Genomic DNA, 17,594 nt, shown 5'->3' with positions numbered 1-17,594 from the left:
CCCTCGGACCTGGCGGACCGTTTTATAGATCTCATGCCGCCGGACGGCAGGTGCAGAGCCGTCTGGAAGCAGAGGGGAAGATCCTTCCCCATATCAAATACAATCAGGAGGGTTACAACATGAACGAATTTCTGCCAAAGGAACTGAAGGACTACATCGCCCAGAACCAGGACACACTGGTAAAGCTTCTAGACACCTTATGCCGCATCCCGGCCCCATCCAATCATGAGGAGCTTCGGGCGGAGTTTATCCGGGACTGGTTTGAAAAAGAGGGCTGCAAAGGCTCTTACATCGACAGCGCCTTAAATGTGATCTACCCGTTCCACTGCGAGTCCCAGAAGGACCTTCTGGCCTTCACTGCCCATTCCGATACGGTCTTCCCGGATATGGAGCCCTTTGATGTGGTCTATGACGGCGACATCATGCGGTGTCCCGGTGTGGGCGACAATACATCCAATCTGGCCATTATGATGCTTTTAGCCGCATGGTTCACCAAAAACAACTATGTTCCCAAATGCGGCATCCTCTTCGTTGCCAGCTCCGGAGAAGAGGGACTTGGGAATCTGAAGGGCGTACGCCAGTTAATGAAGGACTATGAGGGAAAGATCGCTGTCCATGTGGCTCTGGACGGCTCCTACGATTCCGTGGTCACCGGCGCTGTGGGCTCCCTGCGCTACCGTGTGGGCGTACATACCGAGGGCGGCCACTCTTATGGAAAATTCGGCAACCTGAACGCCATCCAGGTACTGTCCTCCATGATCGATACCCTTTATTCCTATAAGGTTCCGGCGCCGGGAAAAAGCACCTACAACGTGGGCACCATCACCGGAGGCACATCAATCAACACCATCGCCCAGTACGCAGAGATGCGGTTTGAATACCGTTCCGACGTGCGCGAAAGCCTGGCGGCCATGAGCAAATACTTCCTGTCCGTTGTGGACGCATACAGAAACATGGATAAGGTTTCCGTGGATCTGGAGCTCCTTGGAGAGCGTCCCTGCACCGGAGACGTGGACCAGGAAAAACAGGAGGCCCTGGTGAACAAAGCCTTAGACATCATCGAGGCCTTCACCGGAAAGCGCGTGGAATGCGAATCCGGCTCCACCGACTGCAACATCCCGCTTTCCACCGGCGTTCCCTCCCTCTGCTTTGGCGGACATATGGGAACCGGCGCTCACACCCGTGAGGAGTTCCTGAACGTAAAGGATCTTCATATGGGAATGGAGATCGTGGCTGCCTTTATGATGACGTATATGAATTAATGACCGGAGGATATCATGGATCTTGACAGAATCTTTCACTTAAAAGAAAATCACACTGACGTAAAAACGGAGGTCATGGCCGGAGTCACCTCGTTCATGACCATGGCCTACATCCTTGCTGTAAACCCCAACATCCTTTCCGCTGCCGGAATGGACCATGGGGCCGTCTTTTCCGCCACCGCCATCGCTTCCTTCCTGGGAACCCTGTGCATGGCCCTGTTTGCCAACTACCCCTTTGCCCTGGCACCCGGCATGGGCTTAAACGCCTACTTTGCCTATACGGTAGTCCTGGGCATGGGCTATTCCTGGCAGGTGGCTCTGGCAGCCGTCCTGGCAGAGGGGCTGATCTTCATCCTTCTGTCCCTGTTCAATATCCGGGAGGCTATCTTCAACGCCATCCCCTTCAACCTGAAAAAGGCCGTCAGCGTGGGCATCGGCCTGTTCATCGCCTTCATCGGCTTGCAGAACGCGAAGATCGTCATCGGCGGCTCCACCCTGGTGGGCCTGTTCTCCCTGAAGGGCTATAACGAGACCCTGGCAGAGGGACTGACCGCCTCCATGAGCGACGCCGGGATCACTGTCCTGCTGGCCATCATCGGCGTGATCATCACTGCTGTCCTGGTGGTAAAAAACATCAAGGGCAATATCCTCTGGGGGATCCTGATCACCTGGGGACTTGGCGTGATCTGCCAGTTTGCCGGACTTTACGTACCCAACCCGGACCTGGGCTTTTACAGCCTGCTTCCGGATTTCTCCAACGGGATCTCCATCCCCAGCCTGGCTCCGATCTTCTGTAAGTTCAGCCTGGACGGGGTGCCGCTCCTGGAATTTGCCGTAATTATCTTTGCATTCCTGTTTGTAGATATTTTTGATACGATAGGAACACTGATCGGCGTGGCCTCCAAGGCCGATATGCTGGACAAAGACGGAAAGCTCCCCCGGATCAAAGGCGCGCTCATGGCAGACGCCATCGGCACCACCGCCGGAGCCATGTTAGGTACCTCCACAGTCACCACCTTCGTAGAAAGCGCCTCCGGCGTATCCGAGGGCGGCCGCACCGGACTTACCTCCCTGACCACCGCTGTGCTGTTCCTCCTGTCCCTGCTGCTGTCCCCGGTCTTCCTGGCGATCCCGTCCTTCGCCACGGCCCCGGCCCTCATCGTCGTAGGCTTCTACATGGTGGGCGCGGTCAGCGACATCGACTTTAAGGATCCCGGCCAGGGCATCCCCGCCTTCATCTGCATCGCTGCCATGCCGTTCTTTTACAGCATCTCCGAAGGCATCTCCATGGGAGTTATCTCCTATGTGGCCGTCAACGCCGTCACCGGCAGGGCCAAAAAGATCAGCCCCATGATGTACGTCCTGGCGCTGCTCTTCATCCTGAAATACATCTTCATGTAAACCAAAAACCTCCCGGAAGCCCCAAAACCCAAAGGCACCGGAAGCACGCCAAAAGCACACAACGAAAGCCGCAGAAAGCCTCGCCACACTGGCCCCTTCTGCGGCTTCTCTCTATCCCTTTTCCTTTCCCTCCCTCACACAGCCAGCGTCTCTGCCGCCCGGAACGGGCCAGGAAAGCCGGGCATTTGCAGGGGCCCTGGATGTACCCGGCCCCGAAACCAGCCCGGATTTCCTGACCCGTTCCGGGACCTGCACCCCCGCATGGCCTTCACCCCACCTCAATCCTGCTTCCACCCCCGCCTCCGGTCCGGTCCTTTTTCACAACGATCTTCCTGTCGATCCGTTCCTTTAGCTCCGCCACATGGGAAATGATCCCCACCATACGGTTTCCTCCGGCCAGACCGTTTAATACCTTCACCGCCTGGTTTAAGGCCTCCTCATCCAGGGAACCAAAGCCCTCGTCTACGAACATGGCATCCAGCTGGATCCCTCCGGCCCTGGCCTGGATCTCATCAGAAAGCCCCAGGGCCAGAGAAAGGGACGCCATGAACGACTCTCCGCCGGAAAGCGTCTTCACACTGCGCTGGCTTCCGTTATAATGATCAGTCACATTCAGATCCAGCCCCACCTTTCCCTGCCTGGTGTCCTGGTCCTTTTTCCGCACCAGCTCATACTGGCCGCCGGTCATGGTCATGAGCCGCACATTGGCCTTCCGGAGGATCCTGTCAAAGTACGCCATCTGCACATACGTCTCCAGCTCGATCTTATGCTTCTGGGCCAGATTCCCATTGGCCGTATCCGAAAGGGCTTTCACCCAGATGTAGCGTCTCTCTGCCTTCACCATGGCGTCCCGGCTTTTTAAAACAGCGTCGTAGATCCGGCGGTTGTTCTCATATTCCGCATACCGCCTGGTCCTTTCCTCCCGGGCTGTCTCTCTTTCCCTCTCCTTCTGTCCCAGTGCCTCTGCGGCATCTGCCTCGCTCTCCGTGACCATGCGATCCGTCTGTCCCTCCAGGGCTGTTATTGCTTCCCGGAGGCCGGCATCCTTCTGCATACATTCCAGATATGCCCGTTCTGCCTCTGCGGTCTGTTCCGATACAGCCCGCTTCTTTTCCCGGGCCTCCTCTCCCTTTCTCCGGTTTTCCTCCCTGGTAAGAGCTCCCAAAGCCGCCTTTTTCTCCTCTATGGAGCCCAGAAGACCGGCCCGCTCCGCATCCATCCGGGCCAGAAGAAGTCTCTTATCCCCGGCCTGTTTCTGACAGTCTCCGGACAGCCGTTCCGTTTCCTCTGCCGCCTTTTCCAGCTGCTCTCTCCGCAGCAGCTTTTTCCGGTTCTCCTCCAGCTCCGCCCGGATCTTTGAAAGCGCCGCATCCAGATCCTCCAGCTCGTTTTCCATCGCTTTCCCAGATTTCAGACCGGCTTCGGTCCCCGGAAGCTCCAGCTCCGCCTGGATCTGATCCTCCAATGCCTCCAGCCGGCCCATGCCGGCAGACTCCTCCTGCTGTTTTTCTGCCAGCTCCCTCTGGACAGCCTCCAGCCGCTTCTGGAGCTCCAGGCGCTCCTCCCGAAGCCTCCGGCAACAGGCGGTTTCCTCCCGGGCCTTTAAAAGCGCATCCGTTTTCTCCCTGCACCGCCGGGACAGTTCCTCAAAAGCCTCCCCGTTGTCTGGAAGCCCCAGCTCCTCCAGGAAGCTCTTTCGCTGGTCACGAAGGCCCAAAAGTGCCGTTTCCGCAGCCGTCACAGTCTCCCTGGCCCTTTCCTCTGCCTTCTGGAGCTCTGGAAGCGTGGTCTCCAGCCTGGCATTCTCCTGTTCCACCCTGGATTTCTGCTCCAGGAGCTGGATCATGGCTCCCGCCTGCTCCTTCCCTGCATCCAGCGCTGTCTCTGCAGCCTTGATCTCTGCGGCTGCCCGGCTCTGGAAAAACGTCCTCCATTCCCGGTCTTCGCAGGATATGGCCATGTCAAACAGCTCCCCTGCCTCTGCCCTCAGGCTCTCCTCCTCTTCCCGAAGCCGCAGGCCGCCCTGCATGGCCGCCGCGCTGGCCTCGATCATGGCCTGTCTGACCCGGTCCGCCTCCTTCTTTTTCCTGTCCAGCTCTGGCTTTTCGGGCGCTCCCGTTAAAAGCCTGGCCGGTTCCGGATGGTGGACAGAACCACAGACCGGACATTTCTCTCCCTCTGTCAGATTTCTGGCCAGAAGCCCTGCCTGGGCGTCATAAAAAAGCTGCTCCATGATCCCGAGATCCTCCTGGACTCTTCCATGAACGGCAGCCGCCTGCTCATACTCCTTCTGGGCCCGCTCCAGCTCCTGGAACATGGCGTCCAGCTTTTCCATCCTTCCATAAAACTGCTTCACTGAAGCCAGCCTCTCCGTCAGCCTCAGCTCCTCCTGCTTCCAGGCTGCCAGTGAAAGCTCCGTTTCATGGAGCCTTTTTCCCATCTCCTTTAGGGCAGACTGATCCGCCTGGGCAGCCTTCCACTGCTCCCCAGCCTGCTTCCAGGAATCCTCTGCCCGGCACAGCCTTTCCTTCCCATCCCGGATGCCCCGGTCCAGAAGGTCCAGCTTCCGCCTCTGCTCTGTGCAGCGTTCTGCCTCATGGACCATGGCCTGCTCCCTGGTCTCTGCTCCCTCCATTTCCAGAAAGCTCTGCTCCAGGGCATCCTTTCTTTCCCGCTCTCCGGCCTCCTGCTCCGAAAGCCTTGAAAGCCGCTCCCGGTTCCCGGCAAGCTGCTCCCGGACCTCCTTCCACTGGGAAAATTTCCCCTCCAGTCCGTTCCTTCTGTTCTGGAGTCCTGTCTGACGTCCCAGCAGACGTTCCCGTTCTCCATCTGCTTCAGAGAGTGAACGGATCTCCCTTTTTTCAGCCAGAAGCTCCTGGTCCAGCTCCGCCTGCCTTTTCAGAAGGCGTTCCAGTCCCCCGGCTTCCTCCTCCCGTCTCCGGTCCAGACCGGCCAGACGGGACTGATCCTGTTCCAGGCCCCCATACTGCCTTTCCCATTCCGTACATTCCTGGATCATCCGGTCCAGCTCCGGCACTGCATCCCCGGAGCTTTTCGCCTCCTCCCAGGCGCCGGCCGCTGCCTGGAGTACCGGAAGGAACTGTTCTCTCTCCTTTTTCCTCTCCTCCAGCTCCTTCCTTCTTTTTCCATTCTGGCGCACTTTCTCCAGGTATGCGGCCTGCTCCCGTATCTGGCCGTCCAGCTTCTCCAGACGGGCGTCCAGATTTTTCAGACGCCCACTTCCCCGGTCTGTCAGTGCCTTTAAAAGCTCCAGCCCTGCCTCCACCTGGCCCTCAAACTTCACCTTCCTCAGTTCCGACAGCCGTTCCTCCAGGTCTGGCTCCCCCGAGCAGTCCGCCCCATCCAGAGACTGGGCAATGCTCCGGCGGATCTCCCTGTATTCCGCATCACAGGCATTTTTTTCCTCCCGGAGACGGTTCTGCAGGTCAGAAAAAAGCTCCGTATGGAACAGCTGGCGGAAAATCTTTCCCCGCTCTGCCGTATCTGCCAGAAGGAGCTTCTGAAAGTCCCCCTGGGCGATCATGGCGATCTGGGTGAACTGCCCATAATTAAAGCCCAGGATCTGCTCCACAGCCCGGGTCACCTCACCCGTCTTTGTCACAGGCTGCCTGCCGTCATAAAAATACAGCTCCGCCCTGGCCGCCTGGGTCGTAACACCCTGGCCCCGTTCCTTGGGACGCACGTATTCGGGATTCCGGCGGACCCGGTAGCGCTTTCCATGGCTTAAAAACGTCAGCTCCACAAAAGTCGGTGTCCCGGCCTTTGCATACTTACTCTGGAACATACCGGCCTCCCGGACGGCCCCGCTGGCCTCTCCGAAGAGCGCAAAGGTGATAGCGTCAAAGATCGTCGTCTTGCCTGCACCGGTATCTCCGGTGATCAGATACAGGCCGCCGTCCCCCAGCTTTGTGAAATCCACCTCTGTTTCCGCCGCGTAAGGGCCAAAGGCACTGATGATCAGTTTTTCGGGCTTCATGCTCCCGCCTCCCCACTGAGTATTTTTTGTATCATATATTCTGCCAGCTCCTTCTGCTCATGGTTCATGGGCTGGTTATTCTGAAGCTCATAAAACTCTTCAAAAAGCTCCATGGGAGTCTTCTCCTTCTCATGATCCCCAGCTTCCATCTCCCGGTCCTCCCTAGTCCTCCGGTTGTCATACTCCAGCCGCATCAGGTTCGGATAAACTGCCCGCAGCTTCTGGATCCCTTCGGGAATGTCCTCCTCGTCCGTGAGCGTGATCTGGACATAGTCCTCTGTGTTCATCTCCCTGTAAAATTCCCGGCTGGCCACCTCCATATATGTCCCCCGGAGCTTCCTCATGTCCCGCAGCGGCTTTAAAGGGATCTGGGAGATCTTTATATTTCCCTTTTCAAAAAGTTCCACTACAGTCACTGACTTCTCCTGCGACGCCTCTGAGAATGAATATTTCAGCGGCGTTCCGCAGTAGCGCACCGTCTCCCGTCCCACATGCTGGGGACCATGGATATGGCCCAGGGCCACATAGTCGAAGGGAGCGAACACCGATACGCCCACCTGATCCAGGCCGCCCACCGAAACCTCCTCCGACTCACACCGGACGGCTCCCGTCACAAACTGATGGGCCACCAGTACGTTCCGCATTCCCGTATCCACATCCAGGTGATCCACCGCCGTCCGGACCGCCTCCTCATACGTCCCGATCTCCTGGTCCGGAAACACATGGCGGACTGCCGCCGGCTTCAGAAAAGGAAGGAGCCATATGGTCACCGGACCGTACTGGTCCTCCATAACAATGCTCCTTCCTGTTCCGTCGTACACCGGAGATACATACACCCGGCGGCCGCTCATGATCTCTGCCCCAAAAGCGATCCGTTCCGGAGAGTCATGATTTCCGCTGATCAGAAAAACCGGGATCCCCCGGTCCGCCAGAGACGTCAGAAATCCGTCCAGCACCTGCACTGCCTCCCCGGACGGCACGGTCTTATCATAAATATCCCCGGCCAGGAGAACGCCGTCCGGCCTCTCCTGGTCCACGATCCCCAGAATCTCATCTAAAATATACCTCTGATCCTCCAGCATGGAAAACTCATACACCCGTTTTCCAATATGGAGATCCGAAAGATGCAGCAATTTCATACGCGCAAACCTCCTCAGCTGTTTTCTTTTCAATCAGGAAAGCAGGCCTTCCTCTGGTCAACAGCAGGATCTTCCATCAGATCCTGCCCTCTCTTTCCAGATATTCCAGGAATGCCGTACATCCAGTGACCACATCCCTGTACGTTTCATCAAACGCCCCGGAATACCAGGGATCCCGGCAATCTGCTGTGGAGCCTGCAAACTCAAGCAGCTTTCTGATCTTATCCCCGCTGCGGTGCCCAGTCATGCGTTCTATATTTCTGATGTTCATGGAATCCATGCCGATGAGATAATCATAATGATCATAATCCGCCGCCTTTAGCTGGACGGCCCGCTTGCCGTCGCAGCGGATCCCGTGCTTTGCCAGTTCCTCTCTTGCCGGCGGATAAACCGGATTTCCTACCCCATTCCATATTTCTTCTGTACTGGTGGCCGCCGACGCGATCTCAAATTGATCGGCCATGCCCCGCCTGGATACCATATCCTTTAAAACGAACTCTGCCATGGGGGAGCGGCAGATGTTGCCGTGGCAAATAAATAACACTCTGACATATCGTTTCATATCCTGGTATAACCTCGTTTTTCCTTGTATTCTCTACATTTCAAAGCATTTGCCCTAATACTATATGTAGGCATAGTATAGCATATCTTCGCATATCTAGGCCAGCAAAAAAAGTAAATTCACAGGTAAATTCTCTGTCCATATGGATTTCAAGCAAAAAAGATTCCGGACTATGCCATCCGGAACCATTTTCCTGCCTGTTCTTTTTCGTTGATCTCCTTCATTGCCTCCAGCCGGTCTACTTCTCTTTTTGCGTCTGCCAGACCCAGATGGGTATACACATTCATCGTCACTTCAATCGAACTATGCCCCATCAGATATTGCAGCGTTTTCGGACTAATACCGCTCTTCGCCATATTCGTACAGTAGGTATGGCGGCAGATATGAGGGGTAATCTTCGGCAGCTTCCTTTTATTCTCTTTGTTGTGCTTCTCAACTGCACGCTGGAAACGCTTTTCCCACTGATACGATACCATTGCCTTTCCCCGTCTGTCCAGAAACAAAAATCCACTGTATCCGTCTATGATCTGCTCCACCTTTGGGGCTTTCCGGTTCTCAAGCACCCTCTGAAATGCTTCATAAACCTCTTCCGTCATCGGCAGGATTCTTGTTCCTGCATTGGTCTTGGTTTCCTCGATGTACTTCCCCTTATGTCCTGTGGTTTGCAGCTGATGGTTGATATTGATTGTACGCTCTTTCATATCAATGTCTCTCAATGTCAGTCCGCTCAGCTCTGAAACCCGAAGTCCGGTTTTAAACAGGATAAACATCCCGTCATAGCACTCACGATAGGTCTCGTCATTCTTCACAAAGTCCAGAAATCGCTTCTCCACGCTTGGCTCCACTGCATCCCGTTTACTGGAATCATTGATTAAGACCATCTGTACAGCTCCCCAGCGGTCAAATGCAATCTCTCGGATATTGAAACGCTCTCCCAGCCTTTCTATGAATTTTTCAATAAATCCATAATGAACAACATTTCCCTCTGTGGTCATAAGATACCCCTGTTTTTCCCAGACATCATACGGAACATGGTCTCTTCTGACTCGCAACTCCAACGTATCTTCCGGAATCCAGAAATAAGGCAAGATAGCAAACTTGTCATTCTCATCCCTCGGCGGAAACACCAATACAAGCTGAATATGCCTCCCGATTGTGCTGCGTGTCCAGCCGTTTTGTTCTCCGATTTCTTTCTGCGTCAAGTGCTGGAAGTAATACAAAAAGATAGGCTTCGTATTCAGTCATGGAAAATCCCCCTTTCTTCGATTATGGGAAAGGGCGGCAGCACTTTTTTGCTGTCGCCCCTTGATTACCCACCAGCAAGGACAGGCGGGGCTGTCAACGGTGGGCGCAGTCCATTTACTTGCCGTTGACTGGCTCGGCTGGGTTTGCTATTCCAGCAAGATTTCAAGATACTGTTTTCAAAATAGTACCTATATCTCCGTCAAGACATACTGACTGTCGCTTAATTTCGGTTGGTGCATAAGCGTCAGATAAATTAACACAGGAATATATTGCATTAGGATTTTGCACTGTCATTTTCCAAAAAGAATATTTAATTATGACAGGTGTGTTATTGCCTACACCCAGTTCAAAAAGCAACAATTTTGAGACTTTATGTCTGCGGACAAAATCCTCATATCGGATATTCGCCTGATACCAGCCTTCGTCTTGAACAAAAGAATTGTCACACCGTAAATTCATTGTCATTGGTGCGCCACAAACAGGACAATAGGGAATGAGTTCGGAAGGAATTTTCATGTTCTGTTGTTCGGCAATCATTTTTCGGACTGCCGTTTCATTATCATACGTCTTTTGATGACACGCTTTTGAACACTGCCATAAGCCATAATCACCCTGTGTGTAAAATAATCTCTTTTTATCAAAATGGTTGATTTGAAATAAATGGTCTACATTGGTCGTCAGAACAAAATAATCTTTGCCATGTATCAATTTCAGCAGCATTTGGTACACTTCGTTTTGCGGTTGGTCGTAACGGTTACAGTAAATATGCCTTGACCACCACGCCCAGTATTCTTCCAGCGTTTCGTATGGATAGAAACCGCCGGAATACATATCAGAAATCCCGTATTTCTGGTTGAAATCAGCAAAATATTTCTGAAAACGTACACCGTCATAAGTGTAACCAGCTGATGCAGATAGTCCGGCTCCCGCACCTATTAGAATTGCATCAGCATTGTCGATTGCCTGTTTTAGTCTTTTTATATTATCCGAATAGTTTTCGGTAGATTTCATCGTCCATATCTTTGAAAACATTAAATACCACCTTGATTTTACTTTGCGTTTGAGATTTATAGTTCCTAACTGCCCGTACCGCAATTTCCGCAGCTTTCTCATTTGGAAAATGAAATTCTCCTGTTGAGATACAACAAAATGCTATACTGGTTACTCCATTCTTTTCTGCAAGTGACAGGCAAGAACGGTAGCAGTCTGCAAGCAGTTCACAGTCAGATTGTTTGAGTTTTCCTTGAATAATCGGTCCGACTGTATGAATTACAAACTCACTTGGCAAATTAAAGGCTGGCGTGATTTTTGCCTGTCCTGTCTGTTCCTCATGCCCTTGTTGTTTCATCAGATTATCACATTCAAGCCTGAGCTGTATTCCTGCAAAGGTATGAATTGCATTATCAATGCAGCCATGACAAGGGCAAAAGCACCCTAACATTTGACTGTTTGCTGCGTTAACAACCGCTCCGCATTTTAACGTTGTAATATCCCCTTGCCATAAATATAAATCTTCTGTAATGGCAGTCAAGCTTTCAATATCGGTAATCCCTTTGCCCCTAAGCTCTGCTTGCAGATATTCGTCCTGTATCTTCAAAAATTGAAAAGACGCTGGCATTGGCGGGCGTACATTTACAAGTGACCGAAATAGCTGAAATTGATTTTTTTCATCTTTCCCAAAAGAGAGCGCCTGCTTTTTATATTGCGGCATTTCATTTAAGAGAAAAGAATTGAGTTGATATAGCCGTTCAAGCTGCGTCATAAGCTACCACCTCTTTTCTCTATTGCACGTACAGGGCAGATTTCATAACAGTTTCCACAATGCAAACAATGTTCCTGTTGAATCACAACAGGCTTTTTTTCTATGTCGATACATTTTTGAGGACAACGGGAATAACATAATTTACACCCAATACATTTATCCGTAACAAAATAACGTTCTTGATTATCTTTTCCGCCTCCAAATGTAAAACCAGCCCGTTCAATCGGTTTTTTGGATAAATCAAACCATTCCCCACTTCCTTCGTAGAGCTGAAATACCGTAAGGGCAGACATGGATTCCACACTGGGGTAGAGTTCATTCATATAAGGATTTTTTTTGAAAAAGTGTTGGCAGGAGTGTTGTTCCAACTTCACGCACTTTTCCACGAACAGAAACAGCCACACAGGATAAGGTATCTTTTCCCCTCATTCCTGTTAGAGCTATGAAGCCCTGTTTTTTCAGTCTGTCATAAAATCCTTTTCCCTTTGCGGTTAAAAAATACAAACCATTTTCATCAAAATCCATAATGTCAATGGCACAAGTTACAGGCAGATCGTTATCGTCTACAGTAGCTATAACAGTGGAATGAATTTCATCCACAATAAAGGAAAAATATTCTCGGATAGTCATGATGTGTCCTCCATATAGGGCAGCCCTGCAACCTTATCGGCTCGCAGGGCTGCTCTTGCTATTTACAGGTCATATTCTTTCGGCGGGTTGCCGGAAAAGTCAGCGATTACTGCGTGTGCGTCCTCAAGATAGAATACCTCAAAAATCGGGTTGTCTGCGGTTTGATACTGTCCCTTTACAATCGGGTTGTTCATGCAGCCTTCTTTTACTGCCATGTTGTTCTCAAAAACAACTTTCCCGTTCAAGCGAATCCACGCATACGCCGGAGAAGAAACACAAACTTCAATATAGGGGTTATTCTGAATATCCTTATAAACATCTTTCGTATTATTTGTGCAGAACCACAGCTTTCCGTCCTGCTCAAAGCAGAACATAAACGGACGGCATTTTGCTTTCCCGTCACGACCAACTGTGGCAAGATACTGTACGGGATTTTCCTGTAAAAATTTCACAACTTCATTCATGATAAATGACCTCCTGATATTAAATAAGTTTTTTCGTTTGCAATTTTTCGTTTGCAAGATTATAATAATTCCGTAAAGCCCTTTTGTAAAGTAAGCACATAATTGTGCTATAATTACCAAAATGAAACTATAGAAAAGGAGAGATACCATGCCAAACGAAAAAAATTTGCCAGCCTGCCCAGTAGAAACCACCCTTATGCTGATAGGCGATAAATGGAAAGTTCTCATATTGCGTGACTTAATGCCCGGAACAAAACGATTTGGAGAATTAAAAAAATCCATAGGGAATGTTTCTCAAAAAGTATTGACAGCACAGCTGCGTGATATGGAAGAAAAAGGGCTTGTCAATCGAAAGGTTTATGCAGAAGTTCCACCACGTGTTGAGTACAGTCTGACAGAATTAGGTAAGAGCCTTAAACCGATTTTGGACGCTATGTGGAATTGGGGAGAGGAATATAAAGCCCAAAACGTATAAAAAGTATCGGGACAGATTTCATTTTGTCCCGATACTTTTTGAGTGTGTGTTACTTTACCGCACATGAGCATTTGCTTAGGGTAGATATTCTATTATTAGTCCCTAACACAAGCGGCAGCAATCCATTCAAAGGACGCTGCCGCTAAATTTTTCCATTTACAATTTTGTCATTCAAGGCTCTTACTGAAAAAATGGTGTAGTAGTGGTGTAGTAAGTGCCTATTTGCTTTGTAAATCTATTGATTTTACAGGCTTTTTCAAGGCTTTTCAAGATATTGCCGTGGCAGATGAATAAAACTCTAATCATAAAATTCTCCTGTTCTGAAATGCCCTGTAATGCCGAGTTTTGCAAGGTTTTATCGGCTTTTCCGAGCATCGTATTTTTATTCTCTAAAACTACACTTTTTGCAAAATAATGCAAAACGGAGCAAATCAATGCCTTGTGTAGTAGTCAAATCGTAGTCAGTTAAGGGGGGTCAGACTACGGATGGGGGTGTGCATTATTTAACAAAAGGGGGGTACAGAACACAACATCGTATGCGTTCATTATAGTTCTTCTGCCATCACAAACCACTCTGGTTTAATATTGGCATCATCCGAAAGCCTTAATATAAGATTCTCATCACAAATAAAACTACTTCCTACCCATTCATCATATAATCTTAATATTGCTTGCTTCAAAAATTCTACTGTCTTTCCATAATCTGTTTCTGGTGGATTTCCCATATCAAAAATCACATCTGACATAGGTATCAAATACTCAATACAATAATACTTACTATTATCATAGTAATCAGTGACCATTCCACGAATACCCAAAAGACTTTCTATATTTCCTACCAATTCTGGGCAACTCGACAATGACGAAAAATAACCATTGTTCTCTAAATATGACCGAAACGCAAACCCATTTACACAGTAATCTTGATTCTTATAGTATCCCAGCCTAGACTTTATATAGCAGACATTCCCACCATCATATCTAAATTCATTATCAAGTGATTGTAGTTCGTCCTTGTAATACAAGTCAATATGACCTTTGCTCGGTTTAAAGGTTATTTTATACTTTTTGAAAAAGTTTGATAACGGAGAATCTTCTAACAAGAGTTGCTCCAAATTGTTATTCTTCTTCGGATCAGTTCCTTCCAATCTTCGAGAAAGATGAAACATTTGAATATGTTCGAGTACCTCATCTACCATATTATCAGAAAGGAAATCACTAACCCATTCCCATGGCTCCTTTTCTGTATCTTCATAAATGGACATAAAAATCTGTATCATCTCACTTGCCGAAAGATTCAAGAATTCCATTATTCCTTGTTTTAAGGACTCTTGTGTTCTTGCATCTATATATTTCATTTTGTTTGTCACATCCTTATTTTTTAAATTAAATAACAAGTTGATCTCTCAATATGGATTCCACGGTTTCATACTTCTTATTCTTGTATGAAATCTCAATTAACTTTATTTTATGTTCCTTTGCATACTTTCTTTTTTCCTCATCATTTCTTTGTTGGATAATAAATTTATGTTCTCCACCAAATTCTTCAACTGGCATAAAGTGCTGCTCACCTTGACATTCAATTAATGCCCATACCTTTCCTTCTTTATATATAGCAAAATCAAATCGTAGCGGTGTTTCATTATCAATTCCATACACACCATCAAAAGAGACTTCCACCCTATAATCAATACCATTTTTCATCAAAATATCAGTTACAATCCACTGAAACGAAGAAATCGCATGGCAATCACATAAAACATCACTCCAATATCCTCCATAGGCTCTATATTCATATTCAGTAGGTGGAAAAATGCCAAATTTATCGCACTTTATCAATTTTTCTTTTCCACACAAATAACATCTGCAACGATACTCTTTATATATTGTAATATCATGATATTTCTTTTCATGTCGTTGCGTATAATATGGGGTAGGTACACTCTCTAATGAATTGTTCACACATTCAAGTACATCAAGCGACTCGTACCTTCTTCCCACATAATCAATATTATAATTCTTTGCCAGTTTTCTCGGAATTGTAGCTATTGTCCTTGCATCCTTTTCTGCTAATTTTATTAATTCCTTGCTTCTTTTTTCATTCCATGCATCACAATAGTCTGTTGCCGGAACAATCTTATCTTTATTATCTACCAAACATACTGCTTCATTGTTCTCATACTTCCTTCTTTTATTGTAATTAGCATTACTAGCTTTTATAGAATAAGTAAACTTCGATGAGCAATACATTGGCTTATAACAGACCTTCGGTTCTGTTTTCAATGTTCGTTCAGAATAATATCGTATTTTTCCACACTTTCTGCACTTACATTTATAATGTATGATTTCCTTTTCTTTATGTAAACTGGAAATAACTTTTTCAAAATCAGCAATCGTAACCGAATCACCATAAACTTCAAAATTAACAGGCTTATATAAATATGCTGGTGTAATAATACTTTTTTCACCATTCCACCCATGCCAATCTCTTCGAGCATATTCACCTTTTTCCACAGCTTGAAGAAAATTTTTCTTTTCTTCTTCTATATTAGATATGCGTTTTTCTATAATTTTTCTATATTCTTCACCATCATCTAAAACTTGCAAACACCCACATTTCATTCCTACCATAACATCTATTCTTTCTACTACGGTTTCCAAAATAAAAATCATCCCTCTCCTACATAGTCAAAATCCCCTTTATGATATTTTACCATATAAACTACATTCTCACCAGTCAAAAAGGCACCCAAGCTATAAGCCTGAGTGCCACAAATCTATATCAATATTCTATTATCAAATCACCTTGAACATATTCTGTTTCAAAGGCTTATCATCCTTGTCCGAAATCCCCATCTCTTTTCTTGCATTTTCCAACCCCTGCATTGTTGTGGTCAAGCACTTTTGTAACACTTGTGGCTAAAAAATATCATGAATCAGTTACGCTGCCATCCGGGCTTCGTATGGTGTACGATAATCATTAAAACTGTGCGGACGCACATGATTGTAGTCAACATATGCAAATTCTTCTACTTTTTGATAGAGTGCTTTTTCTGTTTCAAATTCATATAGATTTGTACACTCGTTTTTCAGTGTGTTAAAGTAACGCTCCATCGGTGCATTGTCATACGGATATCCTGCCTTACTCATACTCTGTGTCACATTTACTGACTCGCAGAATTCAACGAATGCCTTTGATGTAAATTGCGATCCCTGATCTGAGTGCAAAATCAGGCCACCTTTGATGGGCGGTTGGGATTCCAATGCTTTCTGGAATGTTCGAATGGCAAGATTGCTGGTGATCCTGCGGTCTGTAATGCTGGCAACCACACTTCGGTCGTGCAAATCTAGTATGGTACAGTTGTAGCGTACCTCATGATTCGAAAGGAACAGATATGTAAAATCCGTACACCATTTCCGGTTGATTTCATCTGCTGTGAAATCCTGATTAAGTTTATTGTCGAATATTTTATGCGGTTTTCCGTGCTCATATTCAGGCTTCTTTGGGCGGACAATGGAATGGAGTCCCAGCTCTGTATTCATATATTTATGAACGGTAGCTGTACTGTAAGAGTAGCCTCTGCGTTCCAGATAGACTTTCATGCTCCGGTAACCATCAACACCATTGTGGATATGATAGATTTCCTGAATCTGCGCGTGTACTTCTGCTTTATTGGCATAATAATCCGCCTTCCTGTGTTTCCGGTAGTTATAATACGCGTTTGGACAGATTTCAAGCCCGCGAAGGAGCCACCGTAGACCAAACAACTCATGATATTGTTCAATAAATCGATAAGCCTCTAATCGATTTCCTTTGCAAAGAATGCCGCTGCTTTTTTTAAGAAGAGATTTTCCTTTTTTGCTTCTTCCAGTTCCTTGCGCAATCGGAGATTCTCTTTCATAAGTTCCATTTCATTTGGAATATCTGGATTTTCGAGGGCTTTTGTTCGGCATTCTTTGCTAAATTCACTGCACCACTTGGAAATACTGGCTTTGGATACGCCGTATTCAGCAGTGATGCTTTTGTAAGTGCGTCCTTCTTCCTCGTGAAGGCGGACAATCTTCTTTTTAAATTCAGGGGTGTAACTCTGTGGCATAATGTGTACCTCTTTTCTTTATAAGATTGATTATATCTTATTAGCCACTCCTGTTACAACATTAGTATAGCACTTCAATGTTTGATGCTGTTCTAAGATCAGCGTAAACTCCATCCGGCAGGTATGGGATCATGTAACGTCCCTCTCTAACTAATCCTGCTATAACTTTCGGATCCTTACGGTCATTTTTAGTTGGATGATTGTCGTCGAGTTCTTTTGATTTTTTCACATGGTGAGGATTCACAAGAACCGGTTTCATTTCATTATCCTGTAGAAATTTTCCAAGATTGAACCAGTAGTGCCCGGTCGGTTCCATACCTGGAACCACCTTATCCTTCTCATGTCTATCTTTGAGGTCCAGGATCCATTCCTTAATTGTCACAAATCCTTCCTCTGTGTTGCTAAACTTAAATGGCTTCCTTGAATACTCGATTCCTCTGTAATCAAAGGCTCTGGCATAGTGCGTTTCACTTCCGACATCGATTCCGAGTATCAAAGTTTTTTCTGTAATAGCTTCAATTTTTGCATTCTGTGTGTTAGACTTCATTGTAGATACCTCT

16 protein-coding genes and 1 pseudogene are annotated in these 17,594 nt (G+C 47.7%); 3 read left to right on the top strand and 14 right to left on the bottom strand.

Annotation, left to right across the window (positions count from 1 at the left end; genetic code table 11):
• The first annotated feature begins 119 nt into the window (after nt 1-119).
• Together ACI6NM_RS15030 and ACI6NM_RS15025 are read left to right on the top strand one after the other, a co-directional pair.
• Complete coding sequence (locus ACI6NM_RS15030) at nt 120-1,262, top strand: M20/M25/M40 family metallo-hydrolase (protein ID WP_262427238.1); 1,143 nt, start codon at nt 120-122, stop codon at nt 1,260-1,262.
• A gap of 15 nt (nt 1,263-1,277) precedes the next feature.
• Nucleotides 1,278-2,663 carry an NCS2 family permease gene (locus ACI6NM_RS15025; protein WP_215653179.1) on the top strand — a complete coding sequence of 462 codons (1,386 nt, stop codon included), beginning with the start codon at nt 1,278-1,280 and terminating at the stop codon, nt 2,661-2,663.
• A 268-nt stretch (nt 2,664-2,931) separates the two neighbouring features.
• Here ACI6NM_RS15025 and ACI6NM_RS15020 read toward each other — a convergent pair whose 3' ends face one another.
• From ACI6NM_RS15020 to ACI6NM_RS14975, 10 genes are all read right to left on the bottom strand, one after another.
• Nucleotides 2,932-6,660 carry an AAA family ATPase gene (locus ACI6NM_RS15020; RefSeq protein ID WP_262427239.1) on the bottom strand — a complete coding sequence of 1,243 codons (3,729 nt, stop codon included), beginning with the start codon at nt 6,658-6,660 and terminating at the stop codon, nt 2,932-2,934.
• On the bottom strand, nt 6,657-7,799 hold the full coding sequence (locus tag ACI6NM_RS15015) for an exonuclease SbcCD subunit D (RefSeq protein WP_262427240.1): 1,143 nt from the start codon (nt 7,797-7,799) through the stop codon (nt 6,657-6,659). The genes ACI6NM_RS15020 and ACI6NM_RS15015 overlap by 4 nt, the downstream gene beginning before the upstream one ends.
• 76 nt (nt 7,800-7,875) lie before the next feature.
• A complete protein-coding gene (locus ACI6NM_RS15010; RefSeq protein ID WP_262427241.1) occupies nt 7,876-8,361 on the bottom strand; it encodes a low molecular weight protein-tyrosine-phosphatase in 486 nt (161 codons plus the stop codon).
• Between the two features lie 170 nt (nt 8,362-8,531).
• Nucleotides 8,532-9,356 carry a tyrosine-type recombinase/integrase gene (locus ACI6NM_RS15005; protein ID WP_438500995.1) on the bottom strand — a complete coding sequence of 275 codons (825 nt, stop codon included), beginning with the start codon at nt 9,354-9,356 and terminating at the stop codon, nt 8,532-8,534.
• A gap of 112 nt (nt 9,357-9,468) precedes the next feature.
• Nucleotides 9,469-9,606 carry a hypothetical protein gene (locus ACI6NM_RS15000; protein WP_438500994.1) on the bottom strand — a complete coding sequence of 46 codons (138 nt, stop codon included), beginning with the start codon at nt 9,604-9,606 and terminating at the stop codon, nt 9,469-9,471.
• A 162-nt stretch (nt 9,607-9,768) separates the two neighbouring features.
• Nucleotides 9,769-10,638 (bottom strand): SIR2 family NAD-dependent protein deacylase, encoded by an 870-nt coding sequence (locus ACI6NM_RS14995; protein WP_420361285.1) that lies wholly within the window; start codon nt 10,636-10,638, stop codon nt 9,769-9,771.
• Nucleotides 10,589-11,368: a protein-ADP-ribose hydrolase gene (locus ACI6NM_RS14990; RefSeq protein WP_158358566.1), complete on the bottom strand. Its 780-nt coding sequence runs from the start codon at nt 11,366-11,368 to the stop codon at nt 10,589-10,591. The genes ACI6NM_RS14995 and ACI6NM_RS14990 overlap by 50 nt, the downstream gene beginning before the upstream one ends.
• Nucleotides 11,365-11,691: a ferredoxin family protein gene (locus ACI6NM_RS14985; RefSeq protein WP_330599932.1), complete on the bottom strand. Its 327-nt coding sequence runs from the start codon at nt 11,689-11,691 to the stop codon at nt 11,365-11,367. Before ACI6NM_RS14985 ends, ACI6NM_RS14990 begins: the two co-directional genes overlap by 4 nt.
• Nucleotides 11,684-11,998 carry a hypothetical protein gene (locus ACI6NM_RS14980; protein WP_330599933.1) on the bottom strand — a complete coding sequence of 105 codons (315 nt, stop codon included), beginning with the start codon at nt 11,996-11,998 and terminating at the stop codon, nt 11,684-11,686. Before ACI6NM_RS14980 ends, ACI6NM_RS14985 begins: the two co-directional genes overlap by 8 nt.
• Nucleotides 11,999-12,060: 62 nt before the next feature.
• Nucleotides 12,061-12,462, bottom strand: coding sequence for a pyridoxamine 5'-phosphate oxidase family protein (locus ACI6NM_RS14975; protein ID WP_262427244.1), 402 nt, complete (start codon nt 12,460-12,462; stop codon nt 12,061-12,063).
• Nucleotides 12,463-12,610: 148 nt separating this feature from the next.
• On the opposite strand from ACI6NM_RS14975, the gene ACI6NM_RS14970 reads away from it, so the two are divergent.
• Entirely contained in the window at nt 12,611-12,937 is a 327-nt protein-coding gene (locus tag ACI6NM_RS14970) for a winged helix-turn-helix transcriptional regulator (RefSeq protein ID WP_262427245.1), read from the top strand.
• A gap of 545 nt (nt 12,938-13,482) precedes the next feature.
• Here the strand turns inward: ACI6NM_RS14970 and ACI6NM_RS14965 are convergent.
• The 4 genes and pseudogenes from ACI6NM_RS14965 to ACI6NM_RS14950 form a co-directional block, all read right to left on the bottom strand.
• Nucleotides 13,483-14,295, bottom strand: coding sequence for a hypothetical protein (locus ACI6NM_RS14965; protein WP_262427246.1), 813 nt, complete (start codon nt 14,293-14,295; stop codon nt 13,483-13,485).
• Nucleotides 14,296-14,323: 28 nt separating this feature from the next.
• On the bottom strand, nt 14,324-15,610 hold the full coding sequence (locus ACI6NM_RS14960; RefSeq protein WP_438500993.1) for a hypothetical protein: 1,287 nt from the start codon (nt 15,608-15,610) through the stop codon (nt 14,324-14,326).
• Between the two features lie 267 nt (nt 15,611-15,877).
• Nucleotides 15,878-17,034, bottom strand: a protein-coding gene (locus ACI6NM_RS14955; protein WP_262427248.1) for an IS3 family transposase whose coding sequence is annotated in 2 segments (ribosomal slippage) — nt 15,878-16,785 and nt 16,785-17,034 — 1,158 coding nt in all. Because the reading frame shifts where the segments join, the coding sequence is not laid out codon by codon here.
• A gap of 76 nt (nt 17,035-17,110) precedes the next feature.
• Nucleotides 17,111-17,581: pseudogene (locus tag ACI6NM_RS14950) on the bottom strand (IS110 family transposase); the annotation flags it as partial.
• Between the last annotated feature and the right edge of the window lie 13 nt (nt 17,582-17,594).

The organism is Pilosibacter sp. YYHA0881, from assembly GCF_051602715.1.
Lineage (GTDB): Bacteria > Bacillota > Clostridia > Lachnospirales > Lachnospiraceae > Alitiscatomonas > Alitiscatomonas aceti.
The sequence above is the reverse complement of the archived record's forward strand: the minus strand, read 5'-3'. Positions and strand labels throughout refer to the sequence as shown.